The sequence below is a fragment of the Leclercia sp. G3L genome (genome assembly GCF_021117075.1).
In the GTDB taxonomy this organism is placed as follows: Bacteria; Pseudomonadota; Gammaproteobacteria; order Enterobacterales; family Enterobacteriaceae; genus Enterobacter; species Enterobacter adecarboxylatus_C.
The window spans coordinates 1,858,984-1,879,109 of record NZ_CP088265.1 but is presented as its reverse complement, the minus strand read 5'-3'; the positions used below and the strand labels follow the sequence as shown (position 1 = coordinate 1,879,109).

Annotated in this window: 19 protein-coding genes, 2 pseudogenes and 1 riboswitch; of the genes and pseudogenes, 8 read left to right on the top strand and 13 right to left on the bottom strand. The window is 57.1% G+C overall.

Annotated elements, in window-relative coordinates:
• The first annotated feature begins 88 nt into the window (after positions 1-88).
• The gene (gene lysM / locus LRS40_RS10455; RefSeq protein WP_142487109.1) at positions 89-529 is read left to right on the top strand and encodes a peptidoglycan-binding protein LysM; all 441 of its coding nucleotides are present in this window, start codon (positions 89-91) and stop codon (positions 527-529) included.
• Positions 530-552: 23 nt separating this feature from the next.
• The gene (locus LRS40_RS10450; protein WP_231313651.1) at positions 553-1,080 is read left to right on the top strand and encodes a hypothetical protein; all 528 of its coding nucleotides are present in this window, start codon (positions 553-555) and stop codon (positions 1,078-1,080) included.
• Between the two features lie 18 nt (positions 1,081-1,098).
• Here the strand turns inward: LRS40_RS10450 and LRS40_RS10445 are convergent, their stop codons facing one another.
• The 5 genes and pseudogenes from LRS40_RS10445 to LRS40_RS10425 form a co-directional block, all read right to left on the bottom strand.
• A complete protein-coding gene (locus LRS40_RS10445; RefSeq protein WP_231313650.1) occupies positions 1,099-2,286 on the bottom strand; it encodes a glycoside hydrolase family 88 protein in 1,188 nt (395 codons plus the stop codon).
• A 28-nt stretch (positions 2,287-2,314) separates the two neighbouring features.
• A pseudogene (locus LRS40_RS10440) lies at positions 2,315-2,602 on the bottom strand (MFS transporter); the annotation flags it as partial.
• Between the two features lie 15 nt (positions 2,603-2,617).
• A protein-coding gene (locus LRS40_RS10435; protein WP_103215986.1) for an IS1-like element IS1A family transposase occupies positions 2,618-3,315 on the bottom strand; the annotation gives its coding sequence in 2 pieces (ribosomal slippage) (positions 2,618-3,066 and positions 3,066-3,315; 699 coding nt in all).
• 45 nt (positions 3,316-3,360) lie between these two features.
• Positions 3,361-4,335: pseudogene (locus LRS40_RS10430) on the bottom strand (oligosaccharide MFS transporter); the annotation flags it as partial.
• 31 nt (positions 4,336-4,366) lie between these two features.
• Positions 4,367-6,175, bottom strand: coding sequence for a DUF2264 domain-containing protein (locus tag LRS40_RS10425; protein WP_231313649.1), 1,809 nt, complete (start codon positions 6,173-6,175; stop codon positions 4,367-4,369).
• Between the two features lie 166 nt (positions 6,176-6,341).
• Here LRS40_RS10425 and LRS40_RS10420 point away from each other — a divergent pair, with 166 nt between their 5' ends.
• A complete protein-coding gene (locus LRS40_RS10420; protein WP_142487114.1) occupies positions 6,342-7,178 on the top strand; it encodes an AraC family transcriptional regulator in 837 nt (278 codons plus the stop codon).
• Positions 7,179-7,309: 131 nt separating this feature from the next.
• Here LRS40_RS10420 and parE read toward each other — a convergent pair whose 3' ends face one another.
• The 5 genes from parE to nudF are packed head-to-tail and all read right to left on the bottom strand — an operon-like array spanning position 7,310 to position 11,718.
• Positions 7,310-9,202, bottom strand: coding sequence for a DNA topoisomerase IV subunit B (gene parE, locus LRS40_RS10415; protein WP_231313648.1), 1,893 nt, complete (start codon positions 9,200-9,202; stop codon positions 7,310-7,312).
• A 28-nt stretch (positions 9,203-9,230) separates the two neighbouring features.
• Positions 9,231-9,812 (bottom strand): esterase YqiA, encoded by a 582-nt coding sequence (yqiA, locus tag LRS40_RS10410; protein ID WP_142487116.1) that lies wholly within the window; start codon positions 9,810-9,812, stop codon positions 9,231-9,233.
• Complete coding sequence (gene cpdA, locus LRS40_RS10405; RefSeq protein WP_142487117.1) at positions 9,812-10,639, bottom strand: 3',5'-cyclic-AMP phosphodiesterase; 828 nt, start codon at positions 10,637-10,639, stop codon at positions 9,812-9,814. The genes yqiA and cpdA overlap by 1 nt, the downstream gene beginning before the upstream one ends.
• A gap of 27 nt (positions 10,640-10,666) precedes the next feature.
• On the bottom strand, positions 10,667-11,089 hold the full coding sequence (locus LRS40_RS10400) for a DUF1249 family protein (protein ID WP_032614182.1): 423 nt from the start codon (positions 11,087-11,089) through the stop codon (positions 10,667-10,669).
• Positions 11,086-11,718 (bottom strand): ADP-ribose diphosphatase, encoded by a 633-nt coding sequence (gene nudF, locus LRS40_RS10395; RefSeq protein ID WP_156264648.1) that lies wholly within the window; start codon positions 11,716-11,718, stop codon positions 11,086-11,088. Before nudF ends, LRS40_RS10400 begins: the two co-directional genes overlap by 4 nt.
• Before the next feature lie 203 nt (positions 11,719-11,921).
• On the opposite strand from nudF, the gene tolC reads away from it, so the two are divergent.
• The 3 genes from tolC (at position 11,922) to LRS40_RS10380 (ending at position 15,355) form a co-directional block, all read left to right on the top strand.
• The gene (tolC, locus tag LRS40_RS10390) at positions 11,922-13,343 is read left to right on the top strand and encodes an outer membrane channel protein TolC (protein WP_142487119.1); all 1,422 of its coding nucleotides are present in this window, start codon (positions 11,922-11,924) and stop codon (positions 13,341-13,343) included.
• A gap of 174 nt (positions 13,344-13,517) precedes the next feature.
• Positions 13,518-14,192: a DUF1190 family protein gene (locus LRS40_RS10385; protein ID WP_142487120.1), complete on the top strand. Its 675-nt coding sequence runs from the start codon at positions 13,518-13,520 to the stop codon at positions 14,190-14,192.
• Positions 14,193-14,194: 2 nt separating this feature from the next.
• Positions 14,195-15,355 (top strand): glutathionylspermidine synthase family protein, encoded by a 1,161-nt coding sequence (locus LRS40_RS10380; RefSeq protein ID WP_156264650.1) that lies wholly within the window; start codon positions 14,195-14,197, stop codon positions 15,353-15,355.
• A 79-nt stretch (positions 15,356-15,434) separates the two neighbouring features.
• Here the strand turns inward: LRS40_RS10380 and ygiD are convergent, their stop codons facing one another.
• Positions 15,435-16,223, bottom strand: coding sequence for a 4,5-DOPA dioxygenase extradiol (gene ygiD / locus LRS40_RS10375; protein WP_142487122.1), 789 nt, complete (start codon positions 16,221-16,223; stop codon positions 15,435-15,437).
• A gap of 196 nt (positions 16,224-16,419) precedes the next feature.
• Between ygiD and zupT the strand changes: the two genes are divergently transcribed.
• Positions 16,420-17,193, top strand: a complete 774-nt coding sequence (gene zupT / locus LRS40_RS10370) for a zinc transporter ZupT (RefSeq protein WP_231313647.1) — start codon at positions 16,420-16,422, stop codon at positions 17,191-17,193.
• Between the two features lie 40 nt (positions 17,194-17,233).
• Here the strand turns inward: zupT and ribB are convergent, their stop codons facing one another.
• Entirely contained in the window at positions 17,234-17,887 is a 654-nt protein-coding gene (gene ribB / locus LRS40_RS10365) for a 3,4-dihydroxy-2-butanone-4-phosphate synthase (RefSeq protein WP_231313646.1), read from the bottom strand.
• A 104-nt stretch (positions 17,888-17,991) separates the two neighbouring features.
• Positions 17,992-18,142: riboswitch (FMN riboswitch) on the bottom strand.
• Positions 18,143-18,262: 120 nt separating this feature from the next.
• Between ribB and LRS40_RS10360 the strand changes: the two genes are divergently transcribed.
• On the top strand, positions 18,263-18,559 hold the full coding sequence (locus LRS40_RS10360) for an accessory factor UbiK family protein (RefSeq protein ID WP_231313645.1): 297 nt from the start codon (positions 18,263-18,265) through the stop codon (positions 18,557-18,559).
• 101 nt (positions 18,560-18,660) lie between these two features.
• On the opposite strand, the gene hldE is transcribed toward LRS40_RS10360, so the two are convergent.
• Entirely contained in the window at positions 18,661-20,091 is a 1,431-nt protein-coding gene (gene hldE / locus LRS40_RS10355; RefSeq protein ID WP_142487126.1) for a bifunctional D-glycero-beta-D-manno-heptose-7-phosphate kinase/D-glycero-beta-D-manno-heptose 1-phosphate adenylyltransferase HldE, read from the bottom strand.
• Positions 20,092-20,126 lie beyond the last annotated feature (35 nt).

The window sequence follows — 20,126 nt, the reverse complement described above, 5'->3', positions numbered from 1 at the left end:
GGTAACCTTAGGTTACTGGGCTTTTTTTATCACCTTAAAGCGCAGCTGCTATGCTTATTCCTGATTTCATTGTTATCTGGAGGAAGGAATGGGAATTTTTAACTTCGTTAAAGAAGCAGGTGAAAAGCTGTGGGATAACCTGACCGATCACAAAGGTCAAAGTGATAAAGTCTCGGAGCACCTTAAAAAGCTCAACATACCGGGTGCCGAAAAGGTGCAGGTCAACGTCAACGACGGTAAGGCCGTGGTGACGGGCGACGGGCTGACCCAGGAGCAGAAGGAGAAAATCCAGGTCGCGGTGGGGAACATCGCAGGGGTCAGCGAGGTGGAGAACACCATCACCGCCACCGACACCCAGCATGAAGCCACCTACTACACGGTAAAATCGGGCGACACCCTGAGCGCCATCTCCAAAACCGTGTATGGCGATGCGTCGAAATACAACAAAATCTTTGAAGCCAACCGACCTATGCTCTCCAGCCCCGATAAAATTTATCCGGGGCAGACGCTGCGTATTCCTGAAGCCTGATAGCGTCGCACAGAGGGACGATAATGAAGATAGCCTGTCTGGGCTGGGGCTCGTTGATATGGAAAAGCGGCTCACTCCCCGTCGCCGGGGAGTGGAAAACCGACGGGCCGTCGCTGCCCGTCGAGTTTTGCCGGGTCAGCGACGGCGGTGAACTGGCTACCGCCATCTGTATGAATGCGCCTGCCGTACCGGTGCTCTGGGCATGGCTCAACGCGGAAACGCTGAGCGTGGCCTGCCAGGCGTTGCGCGAGCGCGAGGGGATCCCGGAGGAACGTTGTGACGGCATCGGCTCGCTGCCGATCGCCGGTCGCCACACCGGTCTGCTTTCAGAATGGGCAGTGGAGAGAGGTATCGAGGCGGTGATCTGGACCGGACTGCCGCCGAGAAGCGCCTCGCTGGAGGGCCGGGTGCCCACCGTGGACGAAGCCATTGTCTATCTGGACAACCTGAGCGGCGAGGCCCGCCAGCACGCGCGGAACTACATCGACCAGGTGCCGGAGCAGATCGACACGCCTTACCGACGAGTCATAAAAGAGGTGCTGGGGTGGTGACCTCACCCCAGCTTTTATTTACCAGTACAATTTCCAGCTCTGGGTAAAACGCACCAGAGCTTCTACATAGAAGTAGTCCCCCCAACTGGCGCACTCATCCACGCCCTTATTGCTGGCGAGGTGATAAACCGAGTGCTTCAGCAGACCGTTGCCCTTCTCCTCTTTGCCCATCAGATAGTGCTTCGTCAGCGAGGACATGATCCCTTTCGCCCACGCCAGATAGCGCTCGCGGTCCGGGTCGGTCGCCGGCAGATGCTTCACCAGCTCCAGCAGGCCGCACACCGCAATCGCCGCCGATGACGAATCGCGCAGGGCGTCGGTGCCCACCAGAGCCAGATCCCAGTGGCAGACATGATCCTCCGGCAGGCGATTGAGGAAGTAGTTCGCCAGCCGTTTTGACAGGGCGATCATGGTCGCGTCGCCGGTATAGATATAGCTCAGCAGGAAACCGTAAATCCCCCACGCCTGGCCGCGCGACCAGCAGGAGTCATCCGCATAGCCCTGCTGGGTGTTGCCGTAGCGCGGTGCGCCGGTAACCACGTCCATATAGTAGGTGTGGAAGGTCGAAGCATCTTCGCGGATGAGATACGTCGCGGCCTGCATCACGTGGGCTTTAGCGGCCTCGGCAAAGCGCGGATCCCCGGTCTGCTCGGTCGCCCAGTAGAGCAGCGGCAGGTTCATGTTGCAGTCGATAATCATCCGCCCGGCCTGTTCCGGATCCGCCAGATCGCCCCACGCCTGGATGATCTTCGCTTTCTCGTGGAAGCGCTCCAGCAGCGCTTCGGCGGCCAGCAGCGAGAAACCGCGCGCCTCACGGCTGCCGGTCAGCCGCCAGTCCGCCACGCAGGAGAGAGTGTAGAGGAAACCGAGATCGTGGGTGTTGGTGTCGCTGCGCCCGGCGATGCGCAGGCCAAACGAGCGGGTGTGTTTCTCGGCCATGGCACGGAATTTTTCATCACCGCTCATCTCCCACGCCAGCCACAGCTGCCCGGTCCAGAAGCTGGTGGTCCACTCGACGTTGTCAGTCAGCGGGTAATACCCCTCCTTGCAGGTTTCTGCCGGAAATTTGTCGCCGAACTCCGTTAAATGACGGCTAATCAGGTCGAGGACGTGGCTGCGCGCCGAGCTTAACTCATCGCTAAAGGCGCGTTCATCCACGGGGGCGGGAATATCGGCCAGACGTTCCTCGGTGATATGACTTAACATAATTCGATTCCTTCTTTGACGGCGTAAATTAGTGGTGTTCTGCAACGTTCAGCGTTTTAGCGCCGCGCCATTTGCTCTGGCAGGCGGATAAGGTAAACGCAGAAATCAGGGTAAAGGTCAGCGCCGTAGCGCCCATGATGATATAAGTCTGCTCAAAGCCGATGCGGTCATACATATAACCGGCCGGTGAGGACACTACGACGTTGCCGACGTAGAGCATCGCCTGATAGCCCAGCAGATACATGGTGGCGTTGACGCGTTTATCGAAATGCTCGGCGATATATTTAAATACCGACACCAGCAGGAGACAGATTTCGGTAATGACTCCAACTTATTGATAGTGTTTTATGTTCAGATAATGCCCGATGACTTTGTCATGCAGCTCCACCGATTTTGAGAACGACAGCGACTTCCGTCCCAGCCGTGCCAGGTGCTGCCTCAGATTCAGGTTATGCCGCTCAATTCGCTGCGTATATCGCTTGCTGATTACGTGCAGCTTTCCCTTCAGGCGGGATTCATACAGCGGCCAGCCATCCGTCATCCATATCACCACGTCAAAGGGTGACAGCAGGCTCATAAGACGCCCCAGCGTCGCCATAGTGCGTTCACCGAATACGTGCGCAACAACCGTCTTCCGGAGCCTGTCATACGCGTAAAACAGCCAGCGCTGGCGCGATTTAGCCCCGACGTATCCCCACTGTTCGTCCATTTCCGCGCAGACGATGACGTCACTGCCCGGCTGTATGCGCGAGGTTACCGACTGCGGCCTGAGTTTTTTAAGTGACGTAAAATCGTGTTGAGGCCAACGCCCATAATGCGGGCGGTTGCCCGGCATCCAACGCCATTCATGGCCATATCAATGATTTTCTGGTGCGTACCGGGTTGAGAAGCGGTGTAAGTGAACTGCAGTTGCCATGTTTTACGGCAGTGAGAGCAGAGATAGCGCTGATGTCCGGCAGTGCTTTTGCCGTTACGCACCACCCCGTCAGTAGCTGAACAGGAGGGACAGCTGATAGAAACAGAAGCCACTGGAGCACCTCAAAAACACCATCATACACTAAATCAGTAAGTTGGCAGCATCACCCAGATTTCCAGACCGTACAGCGGCTTGAGAACCGAAATTAACAGGTGCGAATCGCACATCCCGGAAATAATCAGTCGCGCTCCGACAATCAGGCCGACAATCAAAAGTCCGCGTTTGGCCCCGATAAAGTTAACGAACAGCGGGATCACCATATACATGACGAACTCCATCCCCGACTGCACGGTACCCAGATAGCCAAACACCGCGTTACCCTGGTGAATATCATCGAAGAAGGTGACGAAATAGCGGGAGAACTGCTGCTCGGCGATAAACATCATCCACGCCACCCCCGCCACGTACAGGCAGAAGGCCCAGAACTTGCGGCTGCGCAACAGGGCATAGACGTCCGCCGGAGCGATTTTCTCTTTGGTCAGCACCTCACCGGCATGGGCCGAGTTGGTGTTCACTTTCAGGTTCAGCAGGACGATCAGCATAATCACCGACGCCACGCTGCCCATAATAAAGTTGTACGCCGGGGAGAGGTTAAACAGCAGGCCGGAGAACGAGGAAGCCACCGCCCAACCCAATGAACCCCACATGCGGATCTGACCAAACTCCATGCCATTAAGGCGGCTGAAACGGTCAGAATAGGATTCGCACGCCGCCACGCCCGCATACCAGGCGAAGCTTAAATAGAGCGCGCCGATAATAATCCCCAGCATGGTGTTGGACATTAACAGCGGCTGATAAACGTAAATAAAGAACGGCGCCATCAGGGCGGACATCGCCACCACAAAATAGAGCAGGTATTTGCTCATGCCGATCTTATCCAGAATATAGCCGTAGATCGGTTTCAGAATAACGGAGAAGATCCCGTTAACCGCAAATACGGTACCGATCACCGACCCGCTGAGATTGGCTTTTTGTCCGAGCCAGATCGCCAGCAGGCCAATACTCGCGGACCAGGTAAAGAAATAGAGAAAGATAAAACTGCTGATTTTGTAATATTCAGTTTTGTTATTCATACCAACCTCGCCGATATCCAGGGTAAGGGCTTTATAAAATGAACGACAGCTGACGTTCGCTTCCAGGTGCGCGAATCACCACCTGGTTATTGTTGATTTGCAGTTGGGGGCTTTCCGCCCGGTTTTTATTCTGTGCAGAGGCCGTCACCGCGCAGCAGAGCCAGCTCTCCCCTTTAGGGATGGTGGTGCTGAGCACCGGAATAGCGGCGCATTCGGCAAACATGATGCTGCTGTTTGGCGGCGTCACCACGCTGTCGGGCTGGCGGGTGATGTTTGGTGAGAGATCGACGATGGCGCTGCTGCCGTTGTCCGCGCTCAGATAACTGCCCCGACCGTGCAGCTGCGGCTCAGCTTTGATCACTGCAAACCCGCCCTCGACCGTTTGCAGCGTGCGTGCGCTGTTGATGCGGTGCAGACGCAGATGCCACTCGCCGAAGGGCACCTGCCAGCTCTCGATATGGACGTCATGCCACGGCGACCAGCGCGAAAAAATACAATTTTCGTCAACACGGACTTCCTCGCACTCGCGGCGTCCACGGAAGTAGTTATCGCCATCGGCCAGCAGCAGCATGGAATCGCAGGCGGCGTGCTTGAGGCCGAAACGCCCACGCTCAATGGTGAAACCAAAGCGGCTGGAGTAGGCAAATTTGGTGTACTTCGCCTCGGTATTAACGTAGTTGTTCAGCTCCAGCTGTCCGGCGGTGAGCAGGGTCACATGATCGGAGTGGATCAGGATCTGCTGGGCATGGGGGATAACGCGCTTTTCGGCCAGCGCTGGCAGCGGCTGCTCGTCGGCCTGCCAGAACGGATGGCTCTCCGGCAGGGCCAGGATCAGGTACGTTTTCAGCGCCCAGTACGGCGAGCCGGGGGAGTTATAGTCCTCGCACATCGCCAGATTCGGGTAGGCAAACCCGAGGGTCAGGATCCCATCGCGATCGGTTATCGGCTGCTGCTGCCACCAGCGCAGATGGCGGAGAATAATCCCCTTCACGATGCCCGGCGTGAACACCTCCAGCCCGGAGAAGGCCACCGCGCTCCAGAAGGCGACCATCGCGAAGCGGTAGGTCAGGCTGCGGCCAAAGGGCACTGAGGCACCGTCAGCGGCGGACATGTAGATGAAGTCTTCAGCAAACAGACGCGAACGCTGGCGCAGCACCTCTGCCCGTGCCTCATCGCCGCTCAGGGTGGCGTAGATCAGACCGTAGAAGTGAAACGCCATTGAGATGTAGTAATCCTTTGGCCGCCCCGGACCGTCGGAGTACCAGCCCTCCCCCAGATAGTAGGCGTCCATCATCGCGAAGCGGCGATCGATGGCCTGCTGGTCATAAGGCAGCCCGGCACGCTTAAAGCCGAGCTGCACCATGATGGCGAAGTAGTTCCAGTTGCTGTCCGGCATCGTCGCATCGGTGATTTGGTTCAGCAAGGCATGAAGGTTCATCACCTCGCGCTCGCTGAACAGATCGGTGAGTTTGTCCTGCAGCAGCGCCAGCCCGAGACCGTAGGCCGCCATCTCCACCAGACGCTGATCGTAAGGCCCGGCTTCGCCCCAGTAACCTGCGCTTTGCGGGTCGGTGCCCTGCTTAATGGCGGCGATGTATTTGTCGCTGAACGGCGTGCTGTCGCCTGCGGCCATCAGCGGAAACAGCCCCCACAGCACCCGGGACAGCCCCTCCATCTGCGCCACATCCGTGGCGTAATGCGCACTGGTATCGCCCAGCGAAAAGCGGGAGCTACCCGCCGGGAACTGCGTGTCCACTGCTTCCAGCAGAGTGTTCAGCGCCGCCACCAGATCCTGACGGGATGACAACGGATTTGATTTTTCTTTGTTTGCCGCGCACATAGGGTCGTCCTCGTAATCAACTGCGGCAAAGAATAGTTAATCAGCGAGGGGCAGAAATGTTAGCCGGGTCACAGGTGTGAGAGATGAATAAACCCGCAGTTGAGGAAATTTAAAAAGGTGGTTTATAAAGAGGCAGGAAAAGGGAAAAATTGAGTTTTATTGCACTATGCGCAAAACACCCACGGCGGAACATCTTGAGCTGATCGCCCTGAACGATACCATCGTGTCGTTCAGTCGCCTGTTCGCCAACACCGTGCGCTACCATCACTGGCACCAGTGTCTGGAAATTCTCTATGTCGAAGAAGGATTTGGCATAGCGATTGTCGATAATCGCCACTACACCATGCGCCCGGGACGGCTGTTTTTCTTTCCGCCTTTTACCCTGCACAAAGTAATGGTCGATCCTCAGGCCGAAGCGAACTATCGCCGCACCATTATTCATCTCGATCAGCATGCGGTCCTGAAGGCGCTGCGTGATTTTCCGCAAACCCAGCAGCGGCTACAGAAGCTGTCGCAGCGCGGAGGGGAGGCCTGGGTGGCGGATATGGCGCACTGCCACAGCCATCTCGATCATCTGTTCAGCTGTTATCCGCCGCCGATGAACAGCGAGCGCGTCGCCAGCCTGCTGATCGGCCTGTTTGCCATGCTGCCGCACGATGACGAAGGCCAGCCCGGTAACAGTCAGGGGATCGCCAGCCAGGTGATGTTCTGGCTGGATGAGCATTACCAGCAAAAATTCAGCCTCGATGCGCTGGCAGGCGAGCTGGGGAAATCCCGCAGCTACGTGTCACGGAAATTCCATGCCGAAACGGGGGAAAAAATTCACGATTATTTGAATACGTTACGCCTGCGCAAGGCCTGCGAAAGTTTGCTGCACTCGGAGGCGAGCGTGCGGGATATTGCCGCGCGGGTGGGGTTTTCGGATGTGACCTATTTTATCAGCGCATTTAAAAAGGGCATCGGAGAGACGCCCTTACAGTATAGAAAGAATCATGCAGCCTGAGGAGATGCCGGGTGGCGGCGATGCCTTACCCGGCCTACAAAATCCGTAGGCCCACGCAAGTCCCGTAGGCCCGTGCAAGCGAAGCGCCGCCGGGCAAATAGCCCGCACGATCCCTGCCGACCGGCATTTTATCAGCCTTCAATATCCGCCAGGTCGCCCTTCTCCTGCAGCCAGTTGCGGCGGTCTTCCGAGCGCTTCTTGGCCAGCAGCATATCCATCACCGCGTTGGTCTGCTGCTCGTCTTCATCGCTGATGGTCAACTGCACCAGACGGCGGGTATTAGGATCGAGCGTGGTTTCACGCAGCTGCAGCGGGTTCATCTCGCCCAGCCCTTTAAAGCGCTGCACGTTCGGTTTGCCCTTCTTGCGCTTGAGCTGCTCCAGCACGCCCGCCTTCTCTTCTTCCGTCAGGGCGTAATAGACCTCTTTGCCGAGATCGATACGGTACAGCGGCGGCAGCGCCACGTGGACATGACCGTTTTTCACCAGCGTACGGAAGTGCTTCACGAACAGCGCACACAGCAGGGTGGCGATGTGCAGGCCATCGGAGTCCGCATCCGCAAGGATACAGATCTTGCCGTAACGCAGCTGGCTCAGATCCTCGCTGTCCGGATCGATACCGATCGCCACGGAGATGTCGTGCACCTCCTGCGACGCCAGCACTTCATCGGAAGAGACTTCCCAGGTGTTGAGGATCTTCCCCTTCAGCGGCATGATCGCCTGATATTCACGATCGCGCGCCTGCTTGGCCGATCCGCCCGCCGAGTCCCCTTCTACCAGGAACAGCTCGGTGCGGTTCAGATCCTGCGCGGTACAATCCGCCAGCTTGCCCGGCAGCGCAGGACCGCTGGTGAGCTTTTTACGCACCACTTTCTTCGCCGCCCGCAGACGACGCTGGGCGCTGGAAATCGCCATCTCGGCCAGCATTTCCGCAGCCTGAACGTTCTGGTTCAGCCACAGGCTGAAAGCATCTTTCACCACGCCGGAGACGAAGGCCGCGCACTGGCGCGAGGAGAGACGCTCTTTGGTCTGCCCGGCAAACTGCGGATCCTGCATTTTGACCGACAGCACATAGGCGCAGCGATCCCAGATATCCTCCGCCGACAGCTTCACGCCGCGCGGCAGGATATTGCGGTATTCGCAGAACTCGCGCATCGCGTCCAGCAGCCCCTGGCGCAGGCCGTTAACGTGCGTCCCGCCCTGCATGGTTGGGATCAGGTTGACGTAGCTTTCGGTCAGCAGCTCGCCGCCTTCCGGCAGCCACAGCAGCGCCCAGTCCACCGCTTCCGTATCACCAGAAAAATTACCGATGAACGGTTTTTCCGGCAGGGTTTGCAGGCCGTTGACCGCTTCGCCCAGGTAATCGTTCAGACCGTCCTGATAGCACCAGCGCTGTTCACTGTTGTTGACCTCATCCTTAAAGGTAATTTCCACCCCAGGGCAGAGGACCGCTTTCGCTTTCAGAATGTGCGTTAAGCGTGAGACCGAGAAACGCGGGCTGTCGAAGAAGCTCTCGTCCGGCCAGAAGTGGACGCTGGTGCCGGTATTGCGTTTGCCGCAGGTGCCGATCACCTTCAAATCCTGGACTTTGTCGCCGTTCTCAAAGGCGATGTTGTACACCTGGCCGTCGCGCTTAACGGTAACTTCAACCCGTTTTGACAGGGCGTTGACCACGGAGATACCTACCCCGTGCAGACCGCCCGAGAACTGGTAGTTTTTGTTGGAGAATTTGCCGCCCGCGTGCAGACGGCAGAGGATCAGCTCAACCGCCGGAACACCCTCTTCCGGGTGAATATCCACCGGCATGCCGCGACCGTCGTCGATCACTTCCAGCGACTGGTCGGCGTGCAGAATAACGTCGACGCGTTTGGCATGACCCGCCAGCGCTTCGTCGACGCTGTTATCAATTACTTCCTGGCCCAGATGGTTTGGGCGCGTGGTATCAGTGTACATCCCCGGACGGCGGCGAACCGGCTCAAGCCCGGTGAGTACCTCAATGGCATCAGCGTTATAGGTTTGCGTCATGATTTAAACTAGCAATTCGCAGCGATTGTCAGAGGCTGTGCAGACCAAGAAAGTCGACAATCTGGGTGAAATGATCCTCAAAGCCCGTGAAGGCATGATTACCGCCCTCTTCTATAGTCTGGCGGCAGGAGGCGTAGTACGCCACCGCCTGGCGGTAATCCAGCACTTCATCACCCGTCTGTTGCAGCAGCCAGATAAGATCTGGCGCTTCCAGCGGATCAATCTGCATAACTTTGAGGTCGTAAATATGGCGTGACTCTAGCACATATTGCTGTCCGGTGTAGGGGTTCTCGTTGTGCCCCAGATAGCCCACCAGCAGCTCAAAAGGCCGTACCGCCGGGTTGACGACCACCGCGGGCACCATAAAGCACTGGGACAGCCAGGTGGCGTAGTAACCGCCGAGGGATGACCCCACCACGCCAAAGGGCTCGCCGCCGTGCGCCAGGACAATCGCCTCCAGCATTTCGGCGGCTTCGGCCGGGTACGGCGGCAGCTGAGGCACGATCATCTCGACGTGGGGATGATGCACCTCCAGCCACTGTCGAAACAGCGTCGCTTTAGCCGAGCGCGGGGAACTGTTGAATCCGTGCAAATAGAGAAGCGCAGACATCAGTAGCCTTCTGACGCGGTATCCGGGCGGAACTGCGTGCTTTGCAGGCGGCAGACTTCGGTCGTTAACGAGCCGTCGGCATGCAGTTCCAGCCAGCGCCAGCCTGGGGCAATGGTGTCTAAAGTGAAGTTCGCGCAGTGCGGTTTGAACTGCACGCAGGTGGACGGCGTAGCCAGCAGGCGACGACCGTTCCAGTCGAGATCCAGCTCCTGGTGAATATGGCCGCAGAGTAGGTTATTAACCCGCGGGAATTTCATCAGCACCCGATCGAGAGCGGCAGAGTTGCGCAGGCTGTGCTGATCGAGCCAGCTGCATCCTGCCGGCAACGGATGATGATGCAATAAAAGCAGAGTATGGCGCTCAGGATCGGCCGCCAGCTTTGCTTCGAGCCACTCCAGCTGAAACTCGCTCAGCTCGCCGTGCGGCACGCCGAAAACCTGGCTGTCGAGCAGCAGGATTTGCCAGTTGTCGCCCGAGTGGACCCGCTTCGCAGGGGAAATCCCCGCATCCTGAAGCGCGCTGTACATCGAAGGTTGAAAATCGTGATTACCGGGTAACCAGACGCAGGGCGCGTTAAAGCTCGCGATACCTTCAGCAAAATGCTGATAAGCCGCGGAGGTTTGATCCTGCGCCAAATCGCCCGTGGCGACAATCAGATCGCATTCGCGCTTCTGGGCATGAATGGCTTCCAGAACAGCCTGATAACTCTCCCAGGTATTAACACCCAACAGGGTTTCATGCTTTTTGGCAAACAGGTGAGTATCAGTAATTTGCAATACCCTGACTGGCGCCCCACCAGCAACAGTCAAGTTCAACAGGCTTTCCAAATGGTGTCCTTAGGTAGGTTTACGACGCTAACAAACCGGAATCGCCATTGCTCCATGTGCTAAACAATATCTTAGCCAGTCGGCTAAAAACTGGTTAATTTGATGCTTTTCGTCACGTTGATGCAACTTTTTATTTGGGTAATCATACCGCGCTTTAAAGCGGAAGATCTGCTGACTTGAACACACTTCAGCGACCATCGCGTCATGGTAGAGCCGCACCGTCATTGACGGCAGGCTCCAGTAGCTGATGGACGGCGCGGTTTGCTCAATTTCCACCAGCGTAGTGTAACGGGTTGATTCAACAATGGTTAACCGATACTGCGCGTTGCTCACCTGATAGCTCACTGTTTCACCGACCGCGTCGTTACGTGGCAGTAATCGGCGCAATTGTGCGAAATTGGTCTCGCACAGGCGCATCATTTCAGGGAAGTCAGGTGTATAACGCTTCATTTTTTCCACTCGTTTCGTAATTCCTGATAATGCAGCTGTAGCCATTGCAAAGCGATGACAGAAGCCGCGTTGTCGATTTTCCCCTCTTTTACCCATTGATAAGCCTGCTCCCGACTTACCACATGAACACGAATATCTTCGTTTTCATCAACCAGACCGTGAATCCCTTGCGCGGTCGTGGCGTCCACTTCGCCAACCAGAACTGACAGGCGCTCGCTGGTGCCCCCGGGGCTTGCCAGATAGCTGGTGATCGGTTTTGTTCGACCAACGTCCAGCCCGGCCTCTTCTATTGCCTCGCGGCGGGCGACATCTTCCGGCGTTTCGCCCTCTTCGATCATCCCGGCCACCATCTCCAGTAACCACGGGCTTTCGCTGGTATCCAGCGCGGCAATGCGGATCTGCTCTATCAGTACCACTTCGTCACGCACTGGGTCAAAGGGTAGCAAGACTGCGGCATGCCCGCGCTCAAAAATTTCGCGTCTGACTTCGCCACTCATTTCACCGTTAAACAAACGATGGCGAAAACGGTATAATTCCAGTGAAAAAAATCCGCTGTAGAGCGTTTCTCGTGCAATAATTTCTACATCGTTTTTTGTAAAAGTCACTGGCAACTTTTCTGGTTTATCCATATTTGCATCCTGGTATAAATGGTGGCGTTAAGGTGAAATTCAATTCTGCTAAACTGCGGTTTCTACTACAGTATGGTAAATTGGTGCAAGTTACTGCCGCATGGCACGGAACGCCAACCTTTTGCAGTGGCGAAGTCTGCTAGAATCGGTAGATATTTTTTAATTAGATCAGCGCTAACTAAGCTTCACAACAAGGAAAGCAAATGAAGAAATTGCTCCCCATCCTCATCGGCCTGAGCCTGACGGGTTTCAGCGCGTTGAGTCAGGCAGAGGACCTGATACAGGTTTATAAGCAGGCACGTCTGAGCAACCCGGAACTGCGTAAATCCGCCGCCGATCGTGATGCTGCATTTGAAAAAATTAATGAAGCACGCAGCCCATTATTACCACAGCTGGGTTTGGGTGCCGACTATACCTACAATAACGGTTACCGGGATGCTAACGGCGTCGACTCTAACGTCACCAGCGGTTCGCTCCAGTTAACCCAGACGCTGTTTGATATGTCCAGATGGCGTAACCTGAGCCTGCAGGAAAAATCTGCCGGTATTCAGGATGTCACCTATCAGACCGACCAGCAGACGCTGATCCTCAATACCGCAACCGCCTACTTCAGAGTGTTGAGCGCGATCGATACGCTCTCCTACGTTGAAGCACAGAAACAGGCTATCTATCGTCAGCTCGATCAGACCACCCAGCGTTTCAACGTGGGCCTGGTGGCGATCACCGACGTGCAGAACGCCCGTTCACAATACGATAATGTGCTGGCCAACGAAGTTACCGCGCGTAACGACCTGGATAACGCCGTCGAAGAGCTGCGTCAGGTCACCGGTAACTACTACCCGCAGCTGGCATCGCTGAACGTTGAGCACTTCAAAGCCGAAAAGCCGCAGGCGGTGAATGCCCTGCTGAAAGAGGCTGAAAACCGTAACCTCAGCCTGTTGCAGGCTCGTCTGAGCCAGGATCTGGCCCGCGAGCAGATTCGCCTGGCGCAGGATGGCCATCTGCCTACCCTGAGCCTGAGCGCCTCCAGCAGCATTTCTAACACCAGCTACAGCGGTTCCAGAACCGGCAATGGTCAGTACAACGACAGCGACGTTGGCCAGAACAAAATCGGCCTGAACTTCTCCCTGCCAATCTATCAGGGCGGCCAGGTCAATTCGCAGGTCAAACAGGCGCAGTACAACTTTGTGGGTGCCAGCGAGCAGCTGGAAAGCGCGCACCGCAGCGTAGTGCAGACCGTGCGTTCCTCCTTCAACAACGTGAACGCCTCTGTCAGCAGCATCAACGCCTACAAACAGGCCGTTGTCTCTGCCCAGAGCTCACTGGATGCGTCGGAAGCCGGCTACTCGGTGGGTACCCGTACCATTGTTGACGTGCTGGACGCGACCACCACGCTGTACAACGCTAAACAACAGCTCTCCAATGCCCGTTACAACTACCTGATCAACCAGCTGAACATCAAGCAAGCGCTGGGTACGTTGAACGAGCAGGATCTGGTGGCGCTGAACGGTTCATTAGGTAAGCCGATCTCCACTACGCCAGAAGCCGTGGCGCCGGAAAACCCACAGCAGGATGCCTCTGCTGACGGTTACACCGCCGCTGCTGCACGCACCACCAGCAACTGATGCTGCTACCCGGTCTGGGTTCACCAGGCCGGGTAAATCCTCCCAGTCCGACAAAAATACGTAAGCCAACGTAAAGATCCCCCAGTTTCGCCCCCGTCGCTTCAATTTCCACCACTCATCCTCTATTCTGAGCGTTATTTTCTGTGTTTTACCACTGGGTCCTGGAAGACAATTATGAAACGGACAAAATCCATTAATCACGCCTCGTTCCGCAAAAGCTGGAACGCGCGTCATTTCACCCCTGTCGCTCTGGCGCTGAGCGCCGCGTTTATGCTGGCAGGCTGTGAAAAAACCGACGAAACGGTTTCTCTCTATCAGAATGCCGATGACTGTGCGGCCGCTACCGGCAAAAGCGCGGAGTGTACTACCTCGTACAACAACGCCCTGAAGGAAGCGGAACGTACCGCGCCGAAATACGCCAGCCGTGAAGACTGCGTGGCAGAGTTCGGTGAAGGCCAGTGCCAGCAGGCACCGGCCCCGGCTCAGGCAGGCACCGCGCCAGCAGAAAACCAGGCGCAGGCACAGTCCAGCGGCAGCTTCTGGATGCCGCTGATGGCGGGTTACATGATGGGCCGTCTGATGAGCGGCGGCGCAGGCTATCAGCAGCAGCCGCTGTTCAGCTCGAAGAATCCGGCCAGCCCGGCTTACGGCCAGTACACCGATGCCAGCGGTAAAGGTTATGGTGCAGCCCAGCCAGGCCGCACCATGAACGTGCCTAAGACCGCGATGGCGCCAAAACCGGCCACCACCAGCACCGTTACCCGCGGCGGCTTCGGTGATTCTGTTGCCAAACAGAACACCATGCAGCGTAGCGCGGCCGGTACCTCAACACGCTCTATGGGCGGCTGAGAATGGAACGAGTCAGTATTGTTGAGCGCCCGGACTGGCGCGAAAAAGCCACCGAATACGGTTTCAACTTTCACACCATGTACGGCGAGCCGTACTGGTGTGAAGATGCCTATTACCAACTGACCCTCACCCAGGTTGAAAAGCTGGAAGCGGTCACGGCAGAGCTGCATCAGATGTGCCTCAAGGTCGTGGAAAAGGTCATTGCCAGCGATGAACTGCTGACCAAATTCCGCATTCCGAAGCACACCTGGGGCTTTGTGCGTCAGTCATGGCTGACGCATCAGCCATCGCTCTACTCGCGCCTTGACCTGGCGTGGGACGGCGCCGGCGAGCCAAAGCTGCTCGAGAACAACGCCGATACGCCCACCTCGCTGTATGAAGCGGCCTTCTTCCAGTGGATCTGGCTGGAAGATCAGCAGAACGCGGGCCGTCTGCCGGAAGGCAGCGATCAGTTCAACAGCCTGCAGGAAAAGCTGATCGAACGTTTCGCTGAACTGCGCGAGCAGCACGGCTTCAATCTGCTGCACTTTGCCTGCTGTCGTGACACGGTCGAAGATCGCGGCACGGTGCAGTATCTGCAGGATTGCGCCGCCGAAGCGGAGGTCGCCACTGAATTTCTCTATATAGAAGATATCGGGCTGGGCGAAAAAGGTCAGTTCACCGACACCCAGGATCAGGTGATCAGTAACCTGTTCAAGCTCTATCCGTGGGAATACATGCTGCGCGAAGTGTTTTCCACCAAGCTGGAAGATGCGGGCGTGCGCTGGCTGGAGCCGGCGTGGAAAAGCATTATCTCCAACAAAGCCCTGCTGCCGCTGCTGTGGGAGATGTTCCCGGATCATCCGAATCTGCTGCCGGCGTACTTCGCGGAAGATGACTATCCGCAAATGGATAAGTACGTCAAAAAGCCGATTTTCTCCCGCGAGGGTGCCAACGTGTCGATTATCGAAAACGGTAATACCGTGGAAGCGGTAGAAGGCCCGTATGGCGAAGAGGGGATGATCGTCCAGCAGTTCTGTCAGCTACCGAAGTATGGCGACAGCTATATGCTGATCGGCAGTTGGCTGATCAACGATCAGCCAGCCGGGATTGGTATTCGCGAAGATCGGGCGCTGATCACCCAGGATCTGTCCCGCTTCTATCCGCATATTTTTGTGGAGTAGTTTGTGGTGCCGGGTGGCGGCTTTGCCTTACCCGGCCTACAAATCCACAGGCCCGGCAAGCGCAGCGCCACCGGGCGATTTACCCCACCTGCACCGACAACATACTCAAACTGCCCATCTCGATGCCATCCACCGGTATGGTAACAGGCTCCTTACCGTCCCACGCCCCCAGGATATAGAGCAGCGGCAGGAAGTGTTCCGCCGTCGGGTTCGAGAGCGAGCCGCCGTCGTGCGCCAGATAATTGACCAGCGGATGTTCTTCTGCCGCACCCTGCCAGTTCAGGTTCGTTTTCACGTAATCATTGAAGGACGTCGCCCACGGATAAGGCGTGTTTTCCCCGTGCCAGCGGGCGGTGCGCAGGTTATGCACCACGTTGCCGCTGGCCACCAGCATAATACCCTCATCACGCAGAGTCGCGAGCTTACGGCCCATCTCCAGGTGCCAGGCCGCAGGTTTGGTGCTGTCGATGCTGAGCTGCACCATCGGGATGTCGGCATCCGGGTACATCTTGATCAGCACGCCCCAGGAGCCATGGTCAAACCCCCACGCCTCTTTATCGAGGGTGACAGGGATCGGGGCCAGCAGATCTACCAACTGCTGCGCCAGCGCCGGGGATCCCGGTGCCGGATAGTGCGTGTCGTACAGCGCCTGCGGGAAACCGCCAAAATCATGGATGGTTTTCGGCGTTTCCATGGCGGTGACGCCGGTTCCACGGGTAAACCAGTGTGCAGACACCACCACGATAGCCTTCGGACGCGGCAACGTCTCGCCCAGATGCCGCCAGGCGCGGGTGTAGACGTTATCTTCCAGCACGTTCATCGGGCTACCGTGACCCAAAAACAGCGCTGGCATACGAGATGAAGTCATGATGATATCCTTACACAAGGTGTCGATTTGATAGCTTTACCTTACCCGTAATCCGGATAAGATGAACTCAGATAACCATGATGAAGATCATCAGGAAATTTGAATGTAAGGGATCTGTAAAGGCGTCTGTACCCGCTCGCGTTACGCGCGTTTAGCCTTTAATATGAATGAGAATCATTATCATAAGGAGAGGTGAATGTCAGTTCCCCTGATTCTGACTATTCTTGCAGGCGCAGCCACTTTTATCGGCGCCATGCTCGGCGTACTGGGCCAGAAGCCCTCTAACCGGCTACTGGCCTTTTCTCTCGGCTTTGCGGCCGGCATTATGCTGCTTATCTCCCTGATGGAGATGCTGCCCGCCGCCCTCGGCACGGAAGGCATGTCGCCGGTGCTGGGCTACGGAATGTTTGTCATTGGCCTGCTGGGCTACTTTGCGCTGGATAAGATGTTACCCCACGCGCACCCGCAGGATCTGATGCAAAAAAGCAGTCAGCCGCTGCCCGGTAACCTGCGACGCACCGCGCTGCTGCTGACTCTGGGCATCAGCCTGCATAACTTCCCTGAGGGCGTCGCCACCTACGTGACTGCCAGTAATAATCTGGAGTTGGGTTTTGGTATTGCGCTGGCGGTGGCGCTGCACAATATCCCCGAGGGGCTGGCGGTGGCGGGCCCGGTTTATGCCGCTACCGGATCCAAGCGTAAAGCGGTGTTCTGGGCGGGTATTTCCGGCATGGCGGAGATCGCGGGCGGCGTGCTGGCGTGGTTGATCCTCGGCAGCCTGATTTCGCCGGTGGTGATGGCAGCCATTATGGCGGCGGTGGCAGGGATTATGGTGGCGCTGTCGGTGGATGAGCTGATGCCGCTCGCCAAAGAGATCGACCCGAACAACAATCCCAGCTATGGGGTACTGTGCGGAATGTCGGTGATGGGGCTCAGTCTGGTGCTACTCCAGACGGCAGGAATTGGCTAAAAAAACGCCGGGTTAACCCGGCGTTTTTTATGATGCGTTATCAGCTGGCTTTGCGCTCGTGCGCCTGGCGGTACGCCACCAGATCTTCGATGGTGACCACAGCCATGTTGTGTTTGCCGGCAAATTCGATGCACTCCGGCGCGCGCGCCATTGAGCCATCATCATTGGTCAGTTCACAGAGCACACCGGCAGGCTTGAAGCCGGCCAGGGTCACCAGGTCGATGGTCGCTTCGGTGTGGCCGCCGCGAGTCAGAACGCCGCCCGGCTGCGCGCGCAGCGGGAATACGTGGCCCGGACGGTTCAGGTCAGAAGGTTTTGCGCCATCGGCAATGGCTGCACGCACGGTGGTCACGCGGTCAGCAGCAGACACGCCGGTGGTCACACCGCTGGCCGCTTCGATGGTCACGGTAAAACCGGTGCCATAGGCGCTGGTGTTGTTCTCTACCATCATCGGCAGTTCCAGCTGCTTACGGCGATCTTCGGTGATACACAGGCAAACAATACCGCTGCCGTGACGGATGGTCAGCGCCATCTGCTCAACGGTCATGGTTTCGGCGGCGAAAATCATATCGCCTTCGTTTTCACGATCTTCATCGTCAAGCACCATCACGCCGCGACCTTCGCGAAGCGCAGCAAGCGCCTGTTCTACACGGTCAGCAGAGGTGCCGAAAGAGGAAAGGAGCGTCTGATTCATGGTAAAAAAACCTCATTAATATTATGGTTACCAGAATCAGGGCAGTCTTAGGAGCGCCGTAGTACGGCAAAAAAATAACGTGAGCGGGCCTCGCCCGGCTGGTTCGTTACTCTCTCCCATCCGGACTTTAACCGTCGGCCCCGGAATTACACCGGATCTGCTGACCTTTGAGTTTGCACCCAAAGCGCTCGCGGGCTTTCAGCGTAGCGCTGATTTACCGCCGGTGGGGAATTTCGCCCCGCCCTGAGAATAAGCGGGATAACTATAACGCTAATGATTATGTTCGGCAACGCATAAGCTTCACACAATTCTGGTTTAAGGATCGCGGTTACGCGCTACAATGGTCGTTAACACCTTTTCTTCAAGGGAACTACCATGATCGACCCAAAAAAAATTGAACAACTTGCCCGCCAGGTCCATGAATCCATGCCGAAAGGCGTACGTGACTTTGGTGATGATGTTGAGAAGAAGATCCGCCAGGTGCTGCAGTCGCAGCTGATGCGTCTGGATCTGGTCAGCCGTGAAGAATTTGACGTGCAGACGCAGGTGCTGCTGCGTACCCGCGAGAAAATCGCCCTGCTGGAACAGCGTCTGACCGAGCTGGAAAACCGCAGCGTCGTTGACGAAGTGAAACCGGCTCCGGCAATCCCACCGGTGGATGATGAAGCATAAGTGCAGCCTGTAACGCCCGGTGGCGCTTCGCTTACCGGGCCTACACACCGCACGATCTGTAGGCCCGTGCAAGCGTAGCGCCGCCGGGCATTTACAGACGACTACTGACTGTCTTTCTGGATCTTCTTAATGATGTTGGTGGTTGAACACCCGTCCTCAAAGTTGAGCACCATCACTTCTCCGCCGTTGGCCCACACCTCTTCGCTACCTGCGATCTGTTCAGGCTTGTAGTCACCGCCTTTGACCAGCAGATCCGGCAGGATCCCGGCAATCAGGCGCTGCGGCGTGTCTTCCTCGAACGAGACCACCCAGTCCACCGCTTCCAGCGCGCCGAGCACAATCATGCGCTGTTCAAGCGGATTCACCGGACGGGTCTCGCCTTTCAGGCGTTTGGTGGAGGCATCGCTGTTGACCGCCACAATCAGACGGTCGCCCAGCTTGCGCGCGTTCGCCAGATAAGAGACATGGCCCGCGTGCAGAATGTCGAACACGCCGTTGGTCATCACCACTTTCTCGCCACGCTTACGTGCCGCGGCTACCGCCACTTTCAGCTCCTCTTCGCTCATCACGCCAAAACCGGTATCGGCGCGACCGCGCACCGCGTTTTCCAGTTCGATAGGTGAAACGGTAGAGGTCCCCAGCTTACCCACCACCACGCCGGCGGCGGCATTGGCAAAGTAGCAGGCCTCTTCCAGCGTATTACCCGCGGCCAGGGTGGCTGCGAGCACGCCGATAACCGTATCACCGGCACCGGTGACGTCATACACTTCCTGCGCCTGGGTTGGCATATGCAGCGGCGCTTTGCCCGGCTGCAGCAGGGTCATCCCCTGCTCGGAACGGGTCACCAGCAGCGCGGAGAAGTCGAAATCGGCGATGATCTTCATGCCGCGCTCAACGATCTCATCTTCGGTTTTGCATTTACCCGCCACGGCTTCGAATTCGGACAGGTTCGGCGTGAGCAGCGTTGCCCCGCGATAGCGCTCGAAGTCGGTGCCTTTCGGGTCGATCAGCACCGGTACACCGGCAGTACGCGCCAGCGTAATCATCTGCTGCACGCTGGCCAGCGCTCCTTTAGCGTAATCGGAGAGCACCAGCGCGCCGATGTTGCCCAGCGCCTGGTTGATGCGCTCGTGTAGCGGCTCAGGATCCACGCCTTCAAAACCCTCTTCAAAGTCGAGGCGGATCAGCTGCTGGTTACGCGACAGCACGCGCAGCTTGGTGATGGTCGGGTGCGTCGGGACAGAAACAAAATCACATTTGACGTTCACATCCGCCAGCGTCTTGCTCAGCGCCCGCGCGGCGTCGTCGATGCCGGTCAGCCCCACCAGACGCGAATGCGCGCCGAGAGAAGCAATGTTCATCGCCACGTTTGCCGCGCCGCCAGGACGCTCTTCAATGGTATCCACCTTCACCACCGGGACCGGGGCTTCCGGGGAAATGCGGCTGGTTGGCCCATACCAGTAGCGATCCAGCATCACATCGCCAACCACCATAACTCCAGCACGTTCAAACTCTGGCAGTGTTACTTTCATTCCTGACTCCAGAAAGATTCACAATTTGCGCGCGA

Bases quoted from the DNA above. Each gene is read 5' to 3' on its own strand.
- lysM (WP_142487109.1), top strand. From the start codon at position 89: ATGGGAATTTTTAACTTCGTTAAAGAAGCAGGTGAAAAGCTGTGGGAT.
- LRS40_RS10450 (WP_231313651.1), top strand. From the start codon at position 553: ATGAAGATAGCCTGTCTGGGCTGGGGCTCGTTGATATGGAAAAGCGGC.
- LRS40_RS10445 (WP_231313650.1), bottom strand. From the start codon at position 2,286: ATGTTAAGTCATATCACCGAGGAACGTCTGGCCGATATTCCCGCCCCC.
- LRS40_RS10425 (WP_231313649.1), bottom strand. From the start codon at position 6,175: ATGTGCGCGGCAAACAAAGAAAAATCAAATCCGTTGTCATCCCGTCAG.
- LRS40_RS10420 (WP_142487114.1), top strand. From the start codon at position 6,342: ATGCGCAAAACACCCACGGCGGAACATCTTGAGCTGATCGCCCTGAAC.
- parE (WP_231313648.1), bottom strand. From the start codon at position 9,202: ATGACGCAAACCTATAACGCTGATGCCATTGAGGTACTCACCGGGCTT.
- yqiA (WP_142487116.1), bottom strand. From the start codon at position 9,812: ATGTCTGCGCTTCTCTATTTGCACGGATTCAACAGTTCCCCGCGCTCG.
- LRS40_RS10400 (WP_032614182.1), bottom strand. From the start codon at position 11,089: ATGAAGCGTTATACACCTGACTTCCCTGAAATGATGCGCCTGTGCGAG.
- nudF (WP_156264648.1), bottom strand. From the start codon at position 11,718: ATGGATAAACCAGAAAAGTTGCCAGTGACTTTTACAAAAAACGATGTA.
- tolC (WP_142487119.1), top strand. From the start codon at position 11,922: ATGAAGAAATTGCTCCCCATCCTCATCGGCCTGAGCCTGACGGGTTTC.
- LRS40_RS10385 (WP_142487120.1), top strand. From the start codon at position 13,518: ATGAAACGGACAAAATCCATTAATCACGCCTCGTTCCGCAAAAGCTGG.
- LRS40_RS10380 (WP_156264650.1), top strand. From the start codon at position 14,195: ATGGAACGAGTCAGTATTGTTGAGCGCCCGGACTGGCGCGAAAAAGCC.
- ygiD (WP_142487122.1), bottom strand. From the start codon at position 16,223: ATGACTTCATCTCGTATGCCAGCGCTGTTTTTGGGTCACGGTAGCCCG.
- zupT (WP_231313647.1), top strand. From the start codon at position 16,420: ATGTCAGTTCCCCTGATTCTGACTATTCTTGCAGGCGCAGCCACTTTT.
- ribB (WP_231313646.1), bottom strand. From the start codon at position 17,887: ATGAATCAGACGCTCCTTTCCTCTTTCGGCACCTCTGCTGACCGTGTA.
- LRS40_RS10360 (WP_231313645.1), top strand. From the start codon at position 18,263: ATGATCGACCCAAAAAAAATTGAACAACTTGCCCGCCAGGTCCATGAA.
- hldE (WP_142487126.1), bottom strand. From the start codon at position 20,091: ATGAAAGTAACACTGCCAGAGTTTGAACGTGCTGGAGTTATGGTGGTT.